Annotated in this window: 17 protein-coding genes; all 17 read right to left on the bottom strand. The window is 36.7% G+C overall.

Annotation, left to right across the window (positions count from 1 at the left end; genetic code table 11):
* Positions 1–31 precede the first annotated feature (31 nt).
* The 17 genes from DNK85_RS05120 to DNK85_RS05040 all read right to left on the bottom strand — a co-directional run bounded on the left by DNK85_RS05120 (position 32) and on the right by DNK85_RS05040 (position 21,178).
* Complete coding sequence (locus DNK85_RS05120) at positions 32–658, bottom strand: DotI/IcmL family type IV secretion protein (protein ID WP_162896536.1); 627 nt, start codon at positions 656–658, stop codon at positions 32–34.
* Positions 648–1,118 (bottom strand): type IVB secretion system protein IcmW, encoded by a 471-nt coding sequence (locus DNK85_RS05115; protein ID WP_119328494.1) that lies wholly within the window; start codon positions 1,116–1,118, stop codon positions 648–650. The genes DNK85_RS05120 and DNK85_RS05115 overlap by 11 nt, the downstream gene beginning before the upstream one ends.
* Positions 1,108–4,062, bottom strand: a complete 2,955-nt coding sequence (locus tag DNK85_RS05110; protein WP_119328493.1) for a hypothetical protein — start codon at positions 4,060–4,062, stop codon at positions 1,108–1,110. Before DNK85_RS05110 ends, DNK85_RS05115 begins: the two co-directional genes overlap by 11 nt.
* A gap of 14 nt (positions 4,063–4,076) precedes the next feature.
* On the bottom strand, positions 4,077–4,859 hold the full coding sequence (locus tag DNK85_RS05105) for a hypothetical protein (RefSeq protein ID WP_119328492.1): 783 nt from the start codon (positions 4,857–4,859) through the stop codon (positions 4,077–4,079).
* Positions 4,860–4,991: 132 nt separating this feature from the next.
* Positions 4,992–6,140 carry a TrbI/VirB10 family protein gene (locus tag DNK85_RS05100; protein WP_119328491.1) on the bottom strand — a complete coding sequence of 383 codons (1,149 nt, stop codon included), beginning with the start codon at positions 6,138–6,140 and terminating at the stop codon, positions 4,992–4,994.
* A 3-nt stretch (positions 6,141–6,143) separates the two neighbouring features.
* On the bottom strand, positions 6,144–6,935 hold the full coding sequence (locus DNK85_RS05095) for a DotH/IcmK family type IV secretion protein (RefSeq protein ID WP_235842375.1): 792 nt from the start codon (positions 6,933–6,935) through the stop codon (positions 6,144–6,146).
* A gap of 399 nt (positions 6,936–7,334) precedes the next feature.
* Entirely contained in the window at positions 7,335–9,611 is a 2,277-nt protein-coding gene (locus tag DNK85_RS05090; protein ID WP_119328490.1) for a hypothetical protein, read from the bottom strand.
* Between the two features lie 102 nt (positions 9,612–9,713).
* Positions 9,714–10,844, bottom strand: a complete 1,131-nt coding sequence (locus DNK85_RS05085; protein WP_119328489.1) for a type II secretion system F family protein — start codon at positions 10,842–10,844, stop codon at positions 9,714–9,716.
* A gap of 2 nt (positions 10,845–10,846) precedes the next feature.
* Entirely contained in the window at positions 10,847–12,475 is a 1,629-nt protein-coding gene (locus DNK85_RS05080; protein ID WP_119328488.1) for a GspE/PulE family protein, read from the bottom strand.
* A 20-nt stretch (positions 12,476–12,495) separates the two neighbouring features.
* Positions 12,496–13,008, bottom strand: coding sequence for a hypothetical protein (locus DNK85_RS05075; RefSeq protein WP_119328487.1), 513 nt, complete (start codon positions 13,006–13,008; stop codon positions 12,496–12,498).
* Positions 12,998–14,434, bottom strand: coding sequence for a hypothetical protein (locus DNK85_RS05070; RefSeq protein ID WP_119328486.1), 1,437 nt, complete (start codon positions 14,432–14,434; stop codon positions 12,998–13,000). The genes DNK85_RS05075 and DNK85_RS05070 overlap by 11 nt, the downstream gene beginning before the upstream one ends.
* Before the next feature lie 17 nt (positions 14,435–14,451).
* On the bottom strand, positions 14,452–16,068 hold the full coding sequence (locus DNK85_RS05065; protein ID WP_119328485.1) for a hypothetical protein: 1,617 nt from the start codon (positions 16,066–16,068) through the stop codon (positions 14,452–14,454).
* Between the two features lie 13 nt (positions 16,069–16,081).
* Positions 16,082–16,762, bottom strand: a complete 681-nt coding sequence (locus tag DNK85_RS05060) for a TcpQ domain-containing protein (RefSeq protein WP_119328484.1) — start codon at positions 16,760–16,762, stop codon at positions 16,082–16,084.
* A gap of 21 nt (positions 16,763–16,783) precedes the next feature.
* Positions 16,784–17,611 (bottom strand): pilus assembly FimT family protein, encoded by an 828-nt coding sequence (locus DNK85_RS05055; RefSeq protein ID WP_119328483.1) that lies wholly within the window; start codon positions 17,609–17,611, stop codon positions 16,784–16,786.
* A 197-nt stretch (positions 17,612–17,808) separates the two neighbouring features.
* Positions 17,809–18,348: a pilin gene (locus DNK85_RS05050; RefSeq protein WP_119328534.1), complete on the bottom strand. Its 540-nt coding sequence runs from the start codon at positions 18,346–18,348 to the stop codon at positions 17,809–17,811.
* A gap of 747 nt (positions 18,349–19,095) precedes the next feature.
* A complete protein-coding gene (locus tag DNK85_RS05045) occupies positions 19,096–20,604 on the bottom strand; it encodes a hypothetical protein (RefSeq protein WP_119328482.1) in 1,509 nt (502 codons plus the stop codon).
* A 22-nt stretch (positions 20,605–20,626) separates the two neighbouring features.
* On the bottom strand, positions 20,627–21,178 hold the full coding sequence (locus DNK85_RS05040; RefSeq protein WP_119328481.1) for a hypothetical protein: 552 nt from the start codon (positions 21,176–21,178) through the stop codon (positions 20,627–20,629).
* Positions 21,179–21,180: the final 2 nt, after the last annotated feature.

The raw sequence follows: 21,180 nt of genomic DNA, 5'->3' as shown, positions 1-21,180 counted from the left end.
TTATGAATGCAATACTTATATATGCAAGGGATTACTTGTCATTTAACTGAATAATCTGTGCTACGCCAAAATATTGACCTTTTGATAAGTCCTCCATCTTATTATTTTCCTGTATCGTTAATTTTAGTAGGGTATGGTTATTTGCTACTTCATTTCCTTGAGAAAAAGTAACCAGAATAGGAACCTGCACTTGCCAGCTTCTAACGCCAGCAATATGCCCTGCTGCAGTAATAACAGGTACGCCATCTAAAGCAGCTTTTGCAACCATTTTGTGCTCAATTACCTGATCGACAGTTTCCTTAAATGCCGCATTAAATGCATACCACCCTTGATTCGTAAATAGTGGTTTTAATGTTAAAATCTGCTCTTTATAATTTAAAAAGTCAAATTTGTATAACTTAGTAACATTTTGGCTTACCCAATTAACCAACATGTCATCAGTAACTACCATCTTTTTAGGTAAATCTAGCGATTTAACAATACCTTGATCATTAACTGCTAAAAAGTAATGTTTGTCCTCCTTATGGCTATACCATAAACAAATGAATAAAATCACATTTAATAGGACGCTCACAAATAAGACTTTAGTGATTAGCCTAAAATTACTTTTATAAAACTCTGCCCTTTTGGCAATTACTTTGAGTACATTAGTCTGCATAATCTTCATCCAGTACTTTGCTTAATACACTTTCTACCTTTAATAAACGAGCTTCACTACAAACTCTGGCCAAAATCAAATTTTTCTCAAATGACATGCAACGCTGATACAACAACTCATAATCCAGATTATTGCTAAGTCTTTGATAAATCATCTTAAATAAAGCCCCATTTTTCTTATTGATATTCTGCATCATGTACATCATTAGCGCAGTCGACAGCTTGTCACACAAACGAATAATCGCATCAGCATATTCTTCATTAGGGTCTTCCTGCTGACAGGCCTCAATATAAACCTCATACAACCTATCATAGATCTCATTTGACAGTTCAGGCTCGCTTGCCTTATGTTCCTTAATGTCATAAACAGTTAACATATCCACCAACTCAGGCTTACCAAACCCATGCCAATAATTAATAATTTCTGCTTTAAAATGATGCGTCTCACCTCTATTGTCCATGTTTGACACTCCTGTAATATTGTTCAATAAAGCTTTCTATTAATCCATTGGCAATCTCTTTAACTGATCTATCTACTTGGAAGTTTGATTGGGTTTCAAGGTAAGCTTTAGCACTCCCAGTTGGAAAGTGCTGAGCTAACAGCAATAAACTTGGCATCACACCTATATGCTCAGATAATTTTTCTTTTAAGTAGCAGTCCTCTGCTGTTGTCGTAAATAACCACAACTCATAAGCACTTAAACTTAAATTAAGTAGCTGGGTATTAATACCATTGACCGTATGGAACTGGCCAATAAAATTCATCCCCTCACTTGTTGGTCCATGTACTGCATATTTCAGTGCAGAAGCCTCTGTCTGATTCAAACCAAAATGTGATCTGGTTGTTTCTAATGTACTTTGGTTTCCACCACTTAAGATAAAAATTGACGTTGCAAACTCAAGCATCGTATGACTAAAGTCACTTAATGATTGTGAGGCTAATGCAATTTGTACATTATGTTTTCTTCCCTCACGCATATCGGTTAGCACTTGCCTTAAAATCGGAGCGCAGCCTCGTGTGCGATGAAACTCATCAAACACAATACGTTTGGGAATGTTATATAATTCTTGCAGTTTTTCTTTGTGATACTCCTGGTAACTTTCTGATAACTTTTCTACATCCTGACTCTTCACAAAAAAGTAGCCCGCCGTTAAATGACGTACCAGCATGTAGGCAATCACTGAAATACGTGCATCATTTGCAGACACTGCCGACATGACTGATGCTAAATCAAATGCAACAACCCTTGCATCAACATCTATTCGTGTGACAAGATTCAAGGATGGAAGGTTCTTTATTACCGTAGTGATATTGCGACAAAAGTATTGAATATAATCTTCACTACTTGCCAAATTTAATCCTTTATATAAATCGATAACACTTGTTTGATTCACTGCATTAATTAAATCTGATAGCAAAGGCATGGCATAACGCTGTGTTTTTTGCGCCAAACGAATCTCATTTTTTTGAAAAAGTACATCGGTTATCTGCCACCATGACTTACCTTGACCATCAACATGTAATTCATGTAGTTTACTGTCAATCTCTTGGTTAATGCCTACTTGATATCGCTTAGGCTGTTGATGATCACTGGTAAGTTTATACACTTCATCAATAACTAAACTTAGCATAGCTTCCATGCCATCTGGCAAACTATATTGTATATTTTCTAACAATAATACCGTCAAAAAATTCACTAAAAATGCTTTATGTGCATGCCCGGGATAACGCGCTCCAAGATGTGTATCAAAGGGGTTAATTGCATCCATATGACTAAAAGTAAATTGATAATGCTCAGCAATCTCGCTTCCACCGACTGCTTTTAATAAGTCAATCACACCTTTTGAAGAAGGTCCAATATCCAGAATCGAAATATATGGCAACTCCTCCAAACCATTACATAAACATGCAGAAAGGTTAAGTGAATTTAATAATACTGACTTACCTGAACCAGATCGCGCATAAATTAACTCAATCCAACTCACTTGCTTAGACGAACCACTTTGATATGGCCATAATTTGCCATCAGGTGTACGAAATAATGTTGCGCCATGATCCCATGAAAGCGCTGGTCTAAAAAATGGCATTAGTTTTACTGCATCATTTAATGGCGCACCAACAGCACAAGGAAAACTCTGACGGTTTAAAGCCAATAAACTGGATTGTACTACGTCAAATGGATCGCCAAAGTTTTCCGTTGTTTGCGCGCCTCCCCAGTTCTGAATCGCTTTATGTAAGGCGGCTTTACGCTTTTGAAAAGTATTGATATCGGACTTATGTGCCCATGTAATTAAGTTTACAGAAAGTCTAATAACCGGCATATCCGTATTACTCTGAATATGCTTTAGTAAATCATGTGCATGACAAATCAATTTATTTTCATGAGAGCTAAACGTAAGAAACTGTGCTAAAAGCGACTTAACTTGACTGATTTTGATTCCATTAGGTGCCAACGAAAAAGAGACCTGCCAAGGTAGCTGATATTCTTTCAGTGTTCGGAATAATGCATAAAATGCCTGAATATGCTTAGGAAACAAGCTAATGGTTACAGGGGCATAGCGGTAATTGCCAACAATACACTCTGACATATTAACATTGGCACTTTCTTCTACAAACAATTGATAACTTAAACTTGGCCACAGCCAACTAGTCCAGTCACTGTCCTCACAACCTAGTTGTAACTTATCTCCAGGCAAATGTGCTTGCCAGTCATTACCTGTTATATCTGGTGAAATCTGTTTCTTAACTGCTTTTAGCAAAGGACCAACCTTCATCAATTTGACACTTAGTCCCATAGCAAAAAATGACTCTATCAAAACAGTCACTAATGCATTATGTTGTAATCTCACTTCATTAATTACATGTAAAAAATGCTGTGCCTTTGATGAGATTTTTACATTTTGACTCTTAAACTGTTCCAGTTTATTTCGATACGCTTGCTTTTGTGCAGGTGCTGTTAATAAATCAGATGAACTCCAAATACACAAATAGCACTTTTCAAAAACACAGGTTTGTTCTAACTTTGTTCTTTTAGCATCAAAGTAGTCTTCAAGATTGAGATTTAAGCGCTTAGCACTTTTTTGTGATGGTAACAATAACTCATCTATTTCCTGAGACGTACTTTGCGCATCATAGCGAAAAAAGCATTTAATCTTCACGCCTTGCTTTTTAAGTAATGGTGTTAAAGTAGCTGTGATTTCATCACATAAATGATGGTACTCATCATTACCTACCATGTGCTTTACACCATTAATTTCAAGCACCGAGACCAAGCTACCATCTTTCGTAATCAATGTATTCTCATCATCAGCACTTTCAAGCTCACAATAGTTGTAGATACTTTTATTACTGATACTATTTAACCAGGAAAACATTCCCTCGACAGTGTTATATAAGAAATTCATTGTTTATCTCTAATTTACTCAAATACAAAACCAGATGCTGTATAAACTTTATAAGCCTGACCATCAATTTTTAATACTTTGCCATATCCTTCTAGCTGTGATCCCTCTTTGACTGTGAATGAACGACCTTTTTTATCTTCCAACCAAGCAATACCATCAATAATGGCCGTTAAATGAAGCTTCTCATTCATATTGATTTCTTTGGCATTCATATATTGCAGTTGTCGCTGCAGCTCGCTCACAAGAGAGATTAACGTTTTGCTTTGATCATTCTGTTGGATATTGTTAATGACAGAAGTCATTTTTTGTATATCTTTAAGTAATTGATCTTGCCGAGACTCTAATTTCTTAATGTGCTGTGCGATTTCAATGCTTGTCTTCTGAGAACGTTTACTCATGCTGTTTTGTAATGCATTAAGTGTACTTAACTGTGCTTTTATTTCTTGTAACTGACTGACATTTACACCAGCATTTTCAGTTCTTATCACTTTAGACTCAGTTTTAACAAAGGGTGGCATATTAGTAGCTTGTGCTTTAACTTGAGGTTTTACAGAACTAGAAGGTCTGTCATCACTGCCAAATAAAGTCCCCAGTACAAAATATGCACCAAATAAAAACACCAATCCTGCGACAACATAGACAAGATAAATTTTTTCAAACTTAAATGACTTTAATCTTCCACTTAACCCTGATGTCACGTTATTATCTACAGCTTCAGCTGATTGCTTAGGTTCTTCTTCATGATTTTCAACTTGCGTTTTCTTATCATCATCTTCAAAAAAATCATAATTACTCATGTACTTTTATCCTTTGCTTTACTCATTTTTTATATGTACAACCCAAAATTTTTAAAATTGGTATAGAGATCCATCACAAACGACTTTACAACCGAACACAGTAAAATGATTTATGATGGTATATTGTTGTGATTAATTTTTTACTGGATTAACATCCTGCATGATTAATACACCAATGGCACTACCTTGATCCAAGGTAACAGTCGGTGGTTTATCAAATTGTTTTGACATCGAACTACTTAGTGCCGTACCAATCTGTCCAAGCCCTGAATAAGCAGCATTTCTAGCGCTCATTTCAACTTCACTACCCTGACAAACTTCTCGACGCGTGATTGGATCTGTGTAACACCAACGATTATTATTTTGCGCATTACTAAAATAAGTACCAAAGCCTTGTAAAAATGATGCCGCAAACAAACTGCCATAGCGCAATAAATAATGATGATCAACGTCACTTGCCAAGGCCGTTTGGGCAGTATTTTGATCAATAGCATACGCATTGATTGAGATACTTTTTGCACGGCTGTCAATCGATAAAGTATTAAACCTAACCACCAACTTATCTTCTTCTCTGACAAAACTCCCCAGAAGCTTAGCATGCTTATAAGGACCAACAACAACATGCGCTAATACCGGTGTATTTGGCTGATCACTATTCACACTTGTATCAATAACAGCAATCAAAATATCACCTGCTTTAAACATTGCCATCAGATCACTGCCATCGGCAGCCATGCCACCAGAAAAACTACTATTGCTCAATTCACTATGCTCATCTTTCATTGATGGTGACTTATTCCAAGTTTTTAAAATAACCTCAAAATTCTTTTGTGCAACTTTAGGATCAATCTGAAGTTGATTTTCTTGATTATCTGCAGTTTTAACCAACGTCTGCGACTTTTGAGCATCTGCTTTTTTCTGCTGATGCTTATAATCATAAAATGCGACTGGATCCATCTGCTTTTCTTGCCTACTATTATCAATATCTTTATCTGTTTTTTCCTTAGTTGATGATGAGAAAACATCTTCAATATAACTACCACTACTTTGCTCAGCTTGTTGAATTTGTTGCTGTCTCTCTTTAGCAATAAGTTTTTGATGGTTATGATCTGCTATTGGGTTTTTTTGATTTGCTTCAATCTTTTTATCATTTACTTCTGAACGCAAGTATGTCTGACTATTTTTAGAGCACATAGACAACATAATAATTGAAGCCACAATAATTATCAGAAAAAGAATCAATACACGCAATCGCGGATGATTTTTCAAAAATGTCAACATTGTTTACTCATCCTTTAAATTAACTTTATGTAACCCTGAATCATTCGATATCATCACTACAGATGTTGGCTTAATTTCATAAACATGCGTAGTACCCATCGTTTTATCCTCAATATGATGAATATAGCCTGGAGAGATGAGTGTCCCTAATGTCAAAATAAGATATCTACCATTATAATTCCAGAATTTACCAACTCCTTGATCGCCCGTGTTAGATAACTTTTTGGCACCATCTGGTACAACACCTGATAGTAAAGACAATAGATAGGATGATTGTTGAATGCTTCCAAGCTGCGCGTCATCTTCAGGTTTAGTAACACGCACATATAGCTCATAATCCCATTCTTTTTGGGTTGACTGTAACATTAAAGTAATTGGTGTTGTGCGCCCGTGTAACATTACGGCCATGTTTGTATTTGCATAGGGTTTCTTTGATTGAAGCATAATAATTCCACCTTTTTTATCCCAATTAACGGTAAAATTTTCTGCATCTCCAATTACATAACTTGTTACTGGCCAAACAATACCTTTTGAATCAGTGAAAATCAGTGAACTCACTACACCAATACCTAATCTCACATTAGGTGGAGCAGTTGAGAATCCGGGCTTCGTGTTAGCAATAACAATACGCGAGACACCATTAACATTACTCATAGCTGGCATAATAGCTGCAGCCTTTTGTCTTGAGCTGATCTCAGTTTTTGACTGCTCAATATCAGTTGGTGTTAATGGAAACATGCTGTTGACAATATTATTGACCATCATATGTTCATTGGCGCGTACCATATTTACCATCAACAAAACACTTAAGACAATTACACATCTTAAAGCGAATTTTGACAGCATAATACATCTAACATTCAATAGATTTCTAACAGACTGCTTTGTAGCTAGACAGTACAAAATGATTCGCTCACGGCATAAATAAATGGCTAATTTCACAATATATTTAAACTAAGTACACCTTCCATGGCGACAAATAGTAAAGCTCAATCGATCAATATTCTTCCGTTTGGAAAAATTCTCATCAGTTTGATGGAATTGATGATTATGAGTGCGTGGATTTGAAATTTTGCTCAATTACTTATAGTGTAAGATTAGCTTTATGAGTCATAGTCATCAGCAATATCACAGGGGCTATGCTACACTAATTCTTTTTAGGAAAATCCCTAGGACAAGCAGTCCTAGGGATTTTTATACACGCCGACTATCCGGTTTTGCCTCAAAGCGCATAGTTATATCTTTGTAGATCAGCTTTTGTCTAACAGGAATTTGGTACCCTTGATTTTTTGATTTTCCCTGTTGTTTTTTCTTTGTCATTTTCTTCGATTTTTGCTCGAAATAGATATTTGTGGAAGCAGCGAGATCTCCAACCGCACTACCCGTTTCACCAGCTATAACCGGCATAGTCAGATCTAACTTAATATGACTATTATTTGGGTCATCTTTATCTAAAATCACATTAACAACTATTTTTCTATTATTTTGATCTAGACCAACCTCAATGCCCCTTGTAAAAGCACTTTGCAAAAAAGGATTCGTCAACGGTGCTACAGCACCTTGATGTGACTCCAAAATAAGGCGTCTTTCACCATTGGATAGGTTTCTACCTTGAACACTTCCTATACTCTGCAATAAATTTTCACTTATACTATGATGATCAATCGCATTATCTCTAGAAGGGTCATTACCATTTTGGTAACTTAATAACTCAAGAGGCGAGACATCAGTAAAGGCATTATTTCGTGCAATATGATTGAGAAAACTTTGTGCAGTTGCACTCAAAGGAGTATTGTCATTTTGAACCAGACGGTATAACTGAGTAAAGTAATTACGCAGCCAAATAGACATTGTATCACGCCGCTGTAAACTCTGTGGATTCAATCGAAATAAGTTATCTTGCGAATTATTTGCCAGACCCAAATCATGCACAACACGCGAAAAACCTGTATTTATTAATCTATGCATAAGATAGGTTACATAGAACCCACAATCATTACCTGCTTGTACTCCTCTAGAGTATTCAAGTGCTGTGACATGCTGACTGCTCTGTTGTAGTCTTGTGATAACACCTCTGACTAAAGATGAGTTTTGAGTATTTATCCCTGCTGAATCAAATACTAAGACTTGATAGCCACGATCCTCAGCTCTATGTATTGCAATCAAGTAAAAATGATCATCTCGAAGCATTGGAAACAATCGTGTCTGATTGATTGGAAGTGTATCAGCAATATCAACAATATGATTAATTGCTGTATGCTCAGATACGTTACCATACTCATCATCAATATGGCTAAGGCTAATAATATTAGCCATTCCAGCAGAATTAATTACAGGACGTGGTATATTTAGTGCATTTTGTCTTATCTGACGTGCTTGATGATACATCAAGGTTAAAGCTGCTGACATATCATCAGAAGTCATCTCATTACCTAAAGTATATCTTCTGTCAATACCTTCTAATAACTGATGATTAACCAATTCCACCCAAGGTTGACCGTTAATCCGAAGATCCCACAATCGTGCAAGATCTCTTAACAAAGTCCCCGTATCGGGTTCACTCTCTAAATCACACTCTATGCCATTAGCAATATTTGCACACTGCCTTAACTGATTAGTCATCAATTCGGTATCGTTATGATTTATAACATCTGTCTGAATATTTCTACTAGCTATGCCAACGCTAACAGCAGCTGGAATAGCAGCCACTGCAGCCACGCTTCCTCCTAAGATTGATAGATTAGCAGAATTGAGTAGTGATGGCTTAAATTCTGAGTAGTTATTATCATCCAACTGCCCAAAAGAAGGTTTACCATCATTAAAGCCTTTATTATCAAAACCATTATCAGTTTGCCCTCTACTTTGCGTTGAAGGATTTTGTAGGGTATTAGAAGGGAATAAATGATCTGAAGACCTTGACTCTGAATGATTATAAAAAGCTTTGCCCGCTTTGGTGTTTTTTAATATCTCACAATCTGACTTATATTGAGCAATTTGTTTATCAGTACAGTACGCCATTAATTTGGAAAACTGATTTTTTCCAACGTGTTTATCAACCCACCTCAAAGCAGCAGGGGAATTAAGCCAACTAATGGCTGCATTGTTAAAAACCCAGGTATTTTTTGCATTTTCTTGCAGCCAATGAAACCATGGAGCCTGTTTCAACCATTCATCACCAGCATAAGTCTCTATCCAATGCTGACCTGCTTGAGATAATATAAATTTACCAAACTCTGAATGCTGATACCAATTATCTTGATCTTCCCTATCCATCGTCATAACACGACTATATAGCAAATTCTGTAAATATTGATTGTTTTTAATCTTACTTAAACCCTCTGGGGTATTTAATGCGCTATCATCCAAATGCAACCGTCGTATCTCATCCCCCACTGCTTGAGTCTCTAAGGCAATCGCGCTCCCTAGAGGCATTACGCCTAACGTAAATAATACTTTACATATATTTTTCATAACATCTCCCATAATGAATTTTTAGTAATGATGGTAAAAGTAATACTCTCCACCGATAAAATAATTCCCCTATAACAAATACCCCCATCCTTAAGAATTTTTTTAACGCATACTGTCTGATAATGTCGCCACTGAAAAATAAAAGAAGCCAATGTAACTCATCGATAAAGCTAAAATGACAAATCCTAGCATTTTCATTTTCGCCACAATCGCATTGATTTCTGTTTCTAAAACACGGTCACTTAATGCGAGTAATCCTTCTTCAATCGCACCTGCATCGGTATAAATATCTAAAAGTAGCGATGTATTGTTATTAAAAAGGTTCACACTTGCTAGCGCACGCCCAGCTGAAACACCATCCTCTGACATCATGTCTCTCATCCTACTAATATATGGTTTAAGATAGTATGAGCAATTTGTTTCCATCAACATAAACGCCATATTAAAGCTCTTGCCCGAACTAAGCAGTGATGCCAAAGAAATCAAAACACTTGTTGCCTGAATCCTTTTATACTCGGCAAATCCCCATAATTTATCACATAAACGATAGCGCACATGAAAAGTCCAGCGCTTAACAAGTGTTGGAATTGTTATAGCTGATACAATCGCAATCAATACAATATGCCAAGCATGGCTCGTGATATAACTATTTAATGCAATAAAATCTGCAATATTGCCAGATAAATTATCAGCAGGTAATGACGCTAATAGCATTGGAATCACCTTGAGCGAACAACCAATAATGACTGCAATTAAAATCAGTGTTGCAATGACTGGCATGATCATCCCAATTGCAATTTTCTTAGTTAATAATGCAAACTTCCTGGTCAATTGACTGGCATAATCAAGTGCATTAATCGGATCATCAAAATTCGCCTTAATCATCATATGTTCATTTGGCGGAATATAGCGTTTAATCACTTCATCAAAAGTCATACCCTCATACTCAATTCTCCTAATCCAATCACTTAAAATCATCGATAAAACACTATTATTAATTGATCGATAATATGTATACTTCTCTTTAAGAGCCACCAATGTGCCGTAAATACTCAAACTACTATTACTCATCACCAGAATAATATTTTGATATAACGAGGCTCGCACACGATTAGAAAAAAATAAACGCAAAACAAAAATTAAGATAGTAGAATAATTTTTAATATTCCGATTATCTATTTGGCTTTTATCTTGACTAAATTTCAGCTTAAAGCGCTCAAATATTGACTTCACCCTCACTGCCCCACCTCCATTTGATCTAGACGCCCCATTTTGTACTCATACATCGCCGGACACAGTAAACCTGATAACACCTTTGACAAAGCATGAATAGCCATACTTTGCCCACCGGTTTGATACCATATTTCTTTTGCTTCACTTATTCTCCCTAAACGCATTTTTTCCAATAACGCTTCTGTGGGTATAAGCACCTCAGCAACAACCTCACGACCAATAACGGCTTTATGATCACAGTGGTCACATCCATCACGATTGGCAAAGCGCACATGTTGCAGTGCCTTGCAATCATGACCAGAGCCACGATTAACTTCTTCTAATCTATGTAATACCGCACAATCTGGATGAATCGACCGATATTGATCATAGCTCCAAGAGCACTCAGGACAAACAATTGGCACAAGGGTTTGATGGACGATCATAGACAAAAACTTGGGTGATAATAGTACTTCTTTGTCAATACCAATACCCATTAAACGCTCAACACACAAAAATGCATTTTGAGCATGCAATGTTGTCAAGACCTTATGGCCAGATTGCACTGCCTGCTGCAATAATATAGCAGATGATCTATCACGTATTTCTCCAGCCATAATAACATCTGGATCTAGACGCATAGCTGCTTTAAAGGTATGGTTAAATTTCTCCAATGTCATTTGACTGGTATCATCTGCTGTTTCATGCACGGGAATTTGACAAGCCCCATCAATAATATATTCAGGCGGTGATTCAATGGTCAGTATTTTTTTCTGACGGTGACTACGATCCACCATTAACTTCAGAACCACAGATAATGATGTACTTTTTCCCGAACCAGTTTCACCTGAGAAAATAATCACGCCTTCTGGTGAAACGAGTGCCTTATCCATCAGCTCAACTTGCTCAGATGCATAGCCTAATGAGTGTATCGTCTGGCTCTGTTTTTTCCCCATAGACAACACTCGCATCACAACATTATAACCGTAAGGGTATAGTGGCGTACTTTGAAAACGCAAGCGATAAACCATACCTGCGATATGTTGATCAATAACCGCCTGTTGTGCTTTATTGTATAGATCTAACTGTTTATCAACTGTACCATAATGCCCTTTGGTATTATAAATTGCTCGCAAGATCTTAAGCATTACCTCGGCATCATACGCTTTATGTAGATATACCAATCCATTAATACGGTGCTTTAACTCAACGCGTGTCGCCGTTGCTTCAATATGAATATCAGATGCTTTATGATCTACTGCTTCTTTTACGATAGTATAAAATTCACTTAAAATACCCGTGTCAATTTCATCTCTCAAAGACAACGTAATAAGCTCATCTAATAATGAAGCAACAACAGGCTGAACCGTAATGGTCAGATCATCTTTTAGATAGTTTTTCCCTTGCTTTTTAATATGTTCATATCGTGCTTTGGGAACCTCATTAGAAATAAATACAACGGCAATTTCTTGCTGTCCATTTTTAAGCGCCTTAGCAAAAACATATTGTTCTTTTTTAACGGATGCTTGAATCACATCTTGAATCACAAAATCTAATTCATGTAATGAAGTAGCAGGACGATCATTACTATTTTCTAGTGACTGGTAAATACCACCATAAATATCATCAATCGTTTGATAGTTCTTGCTCATAACCGTATACACCCAAAAATTTAGCTAATATCAACGCTAAAGGTTCTAGCATCATTGGCAAGATCCACAAAAATCACACTATCAGCATGAATAGACTTGACTTTGTAACGCTCACCAACTAACTGACCAACGCTAAGCTCGTATTTTTTTGCCTGAAACCATATAACAGCTTCCCATATATCACCAACTTGTGAGATCTCACTGACACTTAACTCACTATGACCATATCTGGCTGCAGCAGTATTTAACACTCCCTTAGATTTACTCGCCGCAGCTAGTTGACGCTGCAATTTATGATTTGTTATCTTTTGTTGCATCACCTGATTTTCCAGTGCCTGCTGCTGAATTTGCGTATGTAAATAATCCTGTGCCTGAATGCTCTGATAATAGTGATGACTGGAATTAATAGCATAGGCTTGTTCTGATCTTTTTGTTTGTGCATAAGCAGTTACTGTGATTGCGCTCAATGCAAATAAGAAAGTTGAAAATCTCAAAAAGTGCAGATGAGTAGCGCATGATTGTTTATGCTTCATAGATTTCTCCTTTAACAATCCAAGAGACTGGTTTGTCTTGGTTGTTCTGTATTTCAATACTAACTAAAACAAAGGTGCTTAATGCTTTTGCCATTGCTGTTAACGATATCAGCTCACGCATACTCAGTCCTATCACAGTGATCCCGTGTTTAAAAATGCCATAAGAGGACTGAGGTGGGACTAATTTGAAGTCTATCCCCCTTAGTTTTAACTCCTCTACAAATTGATTAAAGCGATAGCTTTCTGCGGCTCTATCTTTCAAACGTACCATTGGCTGATCAGTGGATGCATGCGCGTCATGAATCAACTTAAAGTGCACATCTGTTATATTATCAGCCGCCTCAGTCACCGAAATTGCTTGCAATGACTGAATATGAGCAAATTCTGCCTTTGTTAGCGAGACCTTATGTTTTTTATTATTTAACACATAAATTACACTTACATCATCCAATGCTCCCGTCTGATAGCTAACTTTTTGAATATGCCATTGCAATACCGAGGTAGGTAAATTTCCGATAGCATTAACAAATTTAATAATCAAAGGATAAGCATTCTTATGCTGAATGTCTGATTCGACTTTCTGAATATACGCTTTTTCCTGCTGTAGTTTCATTTCATTGGCATCTTTATTGTTAGCGCTTTTTGCTGATGTACTATTTGCAAAATACATATATCCTCCTATAGCTAATACTAGCGATAGCACTCCGTAACTAACGAGCTTACGTCTTGATACAGAAGCATGCCCCTTGCGAGAAACAGGCTTACTATCTGGGTTTTTGACATGTTTAGGCAGCGCCTTAATCGCAAACTGACGTGAGTCTTTGTCTTTAACATTTATCAATAATTGCGCGAGTGCATTTCTTTTGATCAGTGTCTTATCAATAGCAAAATCTAAGGCAATCTTATCAATTAACAAATTATCAACCTGCGTGTCACACTGTATAATTTGCCTAAATACATCCGCTGAGAAAATTCTCTCTAAATAGCGCAAGCATTGATGCAAAGAAGCCTCATCAACAATCATATCACCAGATAATTCAATCTCTCTATTTGATGCCTTTATATCGCCACTTTGAGGGCTTATCTCTTGACTAACAGGTAGTTTGGCCGTTGGTAAGATCACACCATTTTTTACCGCACACAACCAATATTTATCGATAGATTCGCCATTATCATCAGACAAACGAAAGATATAAACAGCATCTTTTGCTAATAATTCACTAACAATTGCTGCAAGTGAAATAGCGCCGACCACCTCAATTGGTGTTACATTTGAAGCCATAGCTGCAGCAATGTTTCGTTTTACGTCCATCACAAAACCTTGACAGTCAATATGATAAAGCGCATCAAGTAACTTACGCTCACTATCGGCAATAAACCAAGTTAATCCAATGGCATAACGTTTATTGTCTATAGCAATAATCATATGTTTTTCCATAGTCGTTAACGTATTAGATAAGGTGTGACAACAATCACTGTAATCGTTGTGTTATTTAATGCAGCTTGCGAACCACCTAGCATCCAAGTGCTTTGTGGACCAACACTATCGGTTTGTGTATTATTTTTTTTATCTTCAAAACCGGCTAGAATAACTGTCTGACCCGACTTTAATGGCACTGACTGCATAAAACTTTTGTTACGAATAGATGGCAGTTTAATGGTTTGTGGCTCATTACTTCCACTCACAGGAATTTTTGATTCATCCATACGTACCAGATTGGTTAAATTAACACTTAAATCAACTAGAATTTCATTGCCTTTAACAACAATCGGTAAAACTTTAATTTCATAGCCTTCATTATACTCCCCTGGCGTTGCTGATTGCTGAACAGTAGTCCCATTACCACTGGGTGTTACTACCACATCAACCTTTTTAATATAGGCTGTTGTTGTTGATACCTGAATCGGCACCGGACGCCCACTGACGGTATACATGGTTGTACCTGTAACATGTGTGGTTTTACCAATGGTCTGCAATGCTTTGATAATTAATTTTGAATCACTCCATGGACCCGATGAAATGGCACCCGCTAAAGTACCATATTGACTAATGCCCGTAATATTGTCTGTTAAACCCGCTGGGGTATTCCAGCTAATCGCGCCCTTAGTTGTCTTATAAATAGCATTCCAGTCAAAACCGTAACCTGAGGTATTTTTCTGATCGACATCATATACATCCAGTCTAATAACAACTTTCTTTCTCGCCGTGCGATTAATTTCTTCCAGATATTGAGAGACTTGACGCATCAACAATGGTGTGGTCTTGACTGTAATCAAATTAAGTGTAGCGTTTTCGTCAACACTACCTGATTGCCCAATAATCGATTTAATGGTTTTAATGACAGCTGCCCAAGGGTTATCATACTCTGCTTCATTCTCTGTCTTTAATGAAGCAGATTGATTAACACCGGTGCTTGAGTTACTACCAACCTTAGTTGTTGTCTTAATCTTATCTGTTAAAATATCAACATGGAATGTCTTTGTTTCCATTCGAAAAAATTCAAGCATGTTTCTACTTTGATCATACTTCCAGAAAATACCCAGCTTAAATGCAAAATAGTCCAAGAATCCGGCAATATCACCCACATAGTCACAATGTATCATCACATCTTGAATATCTGCGACTTCATAAGCAGCTTTGTCTTTCTTCGCTACATCATCTTCAGACATAGCAGCATGCTCGCGCTCAAGAATATATGCAATCGCGCCTTCCGCAACAATCACTTTAGCTTGCGTAATTTTCTGCATCTTTGTGATTAAAGTTTCCAGTGTGACGCCTGTTGCAGCAGTAATATATTGAAAGGAGCGTTGGAATATTTGAGGCAAAGCATTTTGCGCTTGAATATCAATAAGATCACCTTGAACATATGGTTCATCACTTACCGTAACAAACTGCTCCAATGTGTGCTTTTTCAAATTTGAGATCATTTCATTTGCTTTTGCAATATGATCATCTGTATTTTTATCAACAGTTTTATAAATCGCAGTACTGCATGCCGTTAGTGATAGCAACAAACCGCTTAATAACAAGCCATATAGTATTTTTGTATTATTTTTCATAAGGCAACCTTAATTAATTTTGCATGACAACCATATTGGAAGAATATGACTTGGCTTTAATCACCAACACATGATTAGCTTTTAGCTCTGCCTGTAATGGGTGATCGGCTTCTTCAAACGCCTTTAACAGATTGTTTAATGCACCATCGGCTGCAAAAAGTTGCCCTTCAAACACAGCGGATGCAGCAATTTTATAGTCCACAGGTGCTTCCCATATCAGTTTAATCTCTTGATAAGAAAGCCAGCGCTCAATCGTCTGTTTTAAGGTTTGCCCCTTTAAGACATAAAAAACTTCTCGAGGATGCTTTGCCAACAAATCAGCCTCTTGTTGCGTTTGCGCAATCGCAACGATTTTACCCTCAAGATTAATGCCAGCCATATAATGCGAAGGCTCTTGGCTAAAAATCTTGTATATCTCACTGACTGAAAGATCTGCCACTAGATTAGCAGCAACAATCAATGTAAAACCGTTATACTCATCATCAGAGATAATCTTAGCCATGCCTTGTGATTCCTTTATATCGATCTCAGCACAATGTTCAGATAAAACACAGTTATGACTCACCACTTTAAAATAACTATCTGAGACCGACGCCTGTGCTAGCGCACGTTGATAAAACAGCGCAGTCATCAATAAAACAGTTAAAAAACATGCTAAAAAGGGTAGTTTCTGCCAATTTTTGTTGCTGTTCACTTTACTGTTACCTTTCCTTTTTTATACTTTTCTTTCAATATGGATATAAATAAACTGCTGATTAAGATGTGTTGAGTCGAAAGCATTCGGTAAATCAACATCAACATCACATGCAAATTGAGTACGTGTTACCAATGAGTTTTTTAGCTCGCCCATACACACAGCAAACTTTAACCTTGGTGTGTCAATCAAATTTTTCTTTATATGTGCCAGCATTCTTAATGCCAGACCGCTATTGGCTATACCGCCAAGCTCAGGATATGGCACCCTTAACAATACAGATTTAGGTGTTTCATTATTCTTCTCACCAATCGGCTGCAGCATAATATTGCTAGGTTCTAGATTTAAAAATCCAGCATATGCGATCTTTTGATTTGTACATTGGCAAAATAAATTGCCATTATTACTCGACCAATTAACTGGGTTATTTGCATCAACACAAGATCTAAATGACTTGGTTTGTGAAACAGGTGGACGACTAATACCACAAACAGCAGATACATGAGGTTCATTATAAAATGTCTTTAAAGTTACCCATCCACCATTCTTTTTGCTTTCACTATACCATTTTGTCCAAATTTTAGTTATATCTTGTTCTATTGTATTATTTTTATTAAATATCTCCATTGGCTCATAAATAGCATCACCGATGCTATTGATAACACTAACTATCTGCGTAGCTGCCGTCTCTGCTCGATCCAACTGCTGTTTCTTAACCAGATGCATATATTCATTGATTGCAATAATCCCCAAGATCACCAACGATGCCATTAATGAAATGAGAATATAGCCTTGTTGATTTTTCCTAACATCAGCCTTTTGATTGAAGTTATATTTTATATAGTTCATATACAGCGCTTACAATAAAAATTTATCACAATTCATAAATTACATCTGTAATGGTTATAAGTAATGAGTTGTCCAAATGGCCCTATCACAACACTCCTTGACTCCTTAAATTAGGCTAAAATAATTACTTGATTTAATTCTAGCCTAATCTGATTATTATCATGAGTTGACCTTTTTACCTCTGGCAGTCAATCGCATCACTTTCTAAATGTAAATGAAAGTTCGTAATCCGAATTAGACGCTAAACCATCACAATGTTGTTTAACAGCAGTTTGATTCATTGTGTTACCAACAAGTGCAGTCCCACCAATTGATATACTTACAGCATCAGCCATTAAAGCTGCATTAGACAAGTTCTCACACGCCAATTTTGAAGCAGACGCAAACTGAATTGTATAATCTTTTCCACTTGTAGAAGTGGTCATAGTAAGCTTTGTACCAAATGGTGTGTATAGCTCTGTTCCCTCTATATACTTACTTGGCAAACGGTTGCTATCAATTAAACTCGTTTCGTTAATTACGGCATGCGAATTTGCCTGCGTAATATCATTGACTGCCGACTGAATAGAGCCTATAAGACTTACCGTTTCAGAGATTTTTCCTCGCTGAGATGCTTTCGCAAACTGTGAAATCACAATTGCTGTTAACACCCCAATAATAACGAGCACGACCATCAACTCAATCAATGAGAACCCTTTCTGCATGCTTGTTTGATTTGTTTTGTTTATTTTTTTCATCTTTATTTTCTCCTTTTTGTTGTTAAACTCTTAATTAGTTTTAATACTACTTATATTTTGTTTGCTAAATTACTTGAAAATTAGTTTGTTTTATCAGCATTTGTTGACTTTGGTTTGTTCACGATTAATCTGCTATAACAGCACCCTTATCACGAACTCAAAACACTTAATTTAATCAAAAGCTATGTGCGATTTTCCTGTAAGCCCAAGGTACACAGCTCATATTTGAAACTCAATATCCAAAGCCACTATCGGACATATTGATAGAGTTATCCCGATATAAATCAGCGCTTAGACTTAAAGCCCATATTTCCCCTTAAACTACAAAAAACATAACAATGATCAGCCCTTTAATTACCACATCAAATAACTACTTGAGAAACCAACCAACCCATAACCATTTACGCATAGACCCTTATTTAAGTCACGCTACAAGATGTTAGACTATGTCACCAAGCGCAACATCAACACCTAACCTATTATTCTATCAATAGATACCCACGGGCTAAGTCCGTGTACTCTTCTACGACCGCATAGAAAACACTTATCAAGGTAAATTGCTGAGTTTTGTTTAATCAATGCTTTGATTCAAAAAGCCTGAGGAGTGTGGATAATCAGGCTACGAGTAGAATTTGACCACAAATATGTTACTGAAAGATACCGTTGGTATTATAGTTAATAAATGAAATTAATGACTCTTCTTTTGACGTAGACTTTGGTATGTCCAAAGTCGAATGAACAGTTTTATTATTTTTTAGCCTGAGATTTTAAATATAACTTCCCAGCTTTTGTATTTTTCACCGCAGAGCAGCTAGAGTTGTATATCCACCCATCTTTACACTTCTCAGCATTCCACTGATTTAAAATAGTTTCAAACTGGGTCTTTGCATCATTTGATTGTATCCATTCTACAGCAGCTTGTGTGTTTAACCATTTAATAACAGAATGCTCCCAAAGCCAACCATTTCTGGCGCTTTTTAACCAATTTTGCCAGTTACTATTATCTTTCATCCACTGTTTACCAACATCAGTTGTTAACCACATACCAGCAGCTTTTGAGGATATAAATTGCGACAATTCGGAATCATAATACCAGTTTTTGGAATCATCATGATTATCCATAGCCTCAATATGCTCAAGAATGATCTTTTGTAAATCTGCATTGGTTTTAATTCCTTCTACAGTGGAATCTTTATTTAACCATTCCTTAAAAATTGAACGCATCTTACCTTTTGCATCGACCTGCCACTCACTACCATTATAAGTTTGCAGCCATGACACTCCTGTGGAACTTACTAACCACAATCCACCCACATAAGTAGATAAAAATTGATCTAAGTCAGAAGCATACCAATAGCCCGAGATTGCATTTGTCTTATTGACTTTGTTAAGTAGTACTTGTTCCATTTGTTGTACGACTTGATTGATCTTATTAGGATTCCCATTATGTATAATGCCCTTTGCAACACTGTGACCATTTTTATTTCCTTCCAATAAGCTTAATCTATCCTGACCTTCTGAATCCATAAGCCACTGAGAACCTTGTGGACTCACTAGCCACTTAATACCACTTTCGGTATACAACCATTGCTGCCCTGCTTTTGTTATGAATACTTTATCCAAGGCTGATTGAAAGCTGGTGCAAGCATTTACTAGTGATTGAGTTAGTTTAAGAGCTGCTAATCCAGCTATCGCCATTGCAGCTCCTGCAGTAAGTTTTTGTTTCACGCCACCATCATAGTATTTGTAGCCGGCAACACCACCAACTCCTGCTGCTCCATAAGCAACAATACTCGCGAAACTTGGCCACCACTTAGCATCTACAGAATGCAAATTAAGCTCTTTTTCATCCGAAAGCGAATTTACTTTTACAGTCATCGACTGCTGCCCTTTATCTGTTAATACCCAAGATTTTGCATCTTCTGTATCTAACCAACGGTTAACAACCAACGAATCTGATACAAACCAGTTATGACCAACACTGCTTACCAGCCAATTTTTGCCTGCTGTTGATTGAAGCCACAAAAAACCTGTATCCGTAGATAGCAAATTATCTAACTGCTCTTTATGGTATGTTTTTCTTGTTAATTCCTTATCAAAGTCTGGATCTAATACTTGCTCATGCAAAGTATAGTTAGCTGGAATTTTAATAAGCTCACCAGAATCCACCCCACTATCTATATTATTGCTATAACCAATGCTGCTCATACTCATTAAACCTGATAATAAGTAAGCGTAAGCACTCTTTTTTCTCATAATATTTTTCTCCTTATGTGTGTTAAATAAAACTGGCTTTAAATGTCAGCAAAAAGTTTCCGATAAATTTCTCATTTTTTGAACGCAATGTAATCTCATCACCACCATCACCATAAACATAAACTCTAAATGGCATCATTTTATTTTGAGCGACTGTAATCGTTTGGTTATTTAAAACACTTGCATTACAAAATGGATTGTTATGATCAATAAGCAAGCATACCTTATACGCTACCTTGCAAGCAGGACATGCACCTCCTCTATCCACCGCATGCAAAAAACAAGCTCCATCCTTTTGATTCTCGCACGTTATTGAAACTTCAAGTGCATTACTATTAGTTAACAACACTTGCCCTTGTAGTTCTGCAGATTTAAAAGCAGGTAGCTTCTGATCTTTATCAAGCTTAAGCAATCCCATGCCTATATGCTGATTGGATAGGTCAACTTCTATTGTTGGCATTGTACTAGTATCAAGCGTTAAATTAAACTGAACCTGTTGTGGCGGAAGTGAACCCCCAATAGATACAAGTGCTAACAGTATTCCACTTAAAAAAATAATCGTTTTTCGCATCATAA

The sequence above is a fragment of the Cysteiniphilum halobium genome (assembly GCF_003574425.1).
Lineage (GTDB): Bacteria > Pseudomonadota > Gammaproteobacteria > Francisellales > Francisellaceae > Caedibacter > Caedibacter halobius.
Note: the sequence above shows the minus strand (reverse complement) of the source record. Positions and strands in the feature narration are given on the sequence as shown.

Coding starts and splice junctions, on each gene's coding strand:
- DNK85_RS05065 (WP_119328485.1), bottom strand. CDS start 16,068: ATGAAAAATAATACAAAAATACTATATGGCTTGTTATTAAGCGGTTTG.
- DNK85_RS05090 (WP_119328490.1), bottom strand. CDS start 9,611: ATGAAAAATATATGTAAAGTATTATTTACGTTAGGCGTAATGCCTCTA.
- DNK85_RS05100 (WP_119328491.1), bottom strand. CDS start 6,140: ATGTTGACATTTTTGAAAAATCATCCGCGATTGCGTGTATTGATTCTT.
- DNK85_RS05055 (WP_119328483.1), bottom strand. CDS start 17,611: ATGAACTATATAAAATATAACTTCAATCAAAAGGCTGATGTTAGGAAA.
- DNK85_RS05080 (WP_119328488.1), bottom strand. CDS start 12,475: ATGAGCAAGAACTATCAAACGATTGATGATATTTATGGTGGTATTTAC.
- DNK85_RS05050 (WP_119328534.1), bottom strand. CDS start 18,348: ATGAAAAAAATAAACAAAACAAATCAAACAAGCATGCAGAAAGGGTTC.
- DNK85_RS05045 (WP_119328482.1), bottom strand. CDS start 20,604: ATGAGAAAAAAGAGTGCTTACGCTTACTTATTATCAGGTTTAATGAGT.
- DNK85_RS05115 (WP_119328494.1), bottom strand. CDS start 1,118: ATGGACAATAGAGGTGAGACGCATCATTTTAAAGCAGAAATTATTAAT.
- DNK85_RS05070 (WP_119328486.1), bottom strand. CDS start 14,434: ATGATTATTGCTATAGACAATAAACGTTATGCCATTGGATTAACTTGG.
- DNK85_RS05095 (WP_235842375.1), bottom strand. CDS start 6,935: ATGGTAAATATGGTACGCGCCAATGAACATATGATGGTCAATAATATT.
- DNK85_RS05120 (WP_162896536.1), bottom strand. CDS start 658: ATGCAGACTAATGTACTCAAAGTAATTGCCAAAAGGGCAGAGTTTTAT.
- DNK85_RS05075 (WP_119328487.1), bottom strand. CDS start 13,008: ATGAAGCATAAACAATCATGCGCTACTCATCTGCACTTTTTGAGATTT.
- DNK85_RS05110 (WP_119328493.1), bottom strand. CDS start 4,062: ATGAATTTCTTATATAACACTGTCGAGGGAATGTTTTCCTGGTTAAAT.
- DNK85_RS05040 (WP_119328481.1), bottom strand. CDS start 21,178: ATGATGCGAAAAACGATTATTTTTTTAAGTGGAATACTGTTAGCACTT.
- DNK85_RS05105 (WP_119328492.1), bottom strand. CDS start 4,859: ATGAGTAATTATGATTTTTTTGAAGATGATGATAAGAAAACGCAAGTT.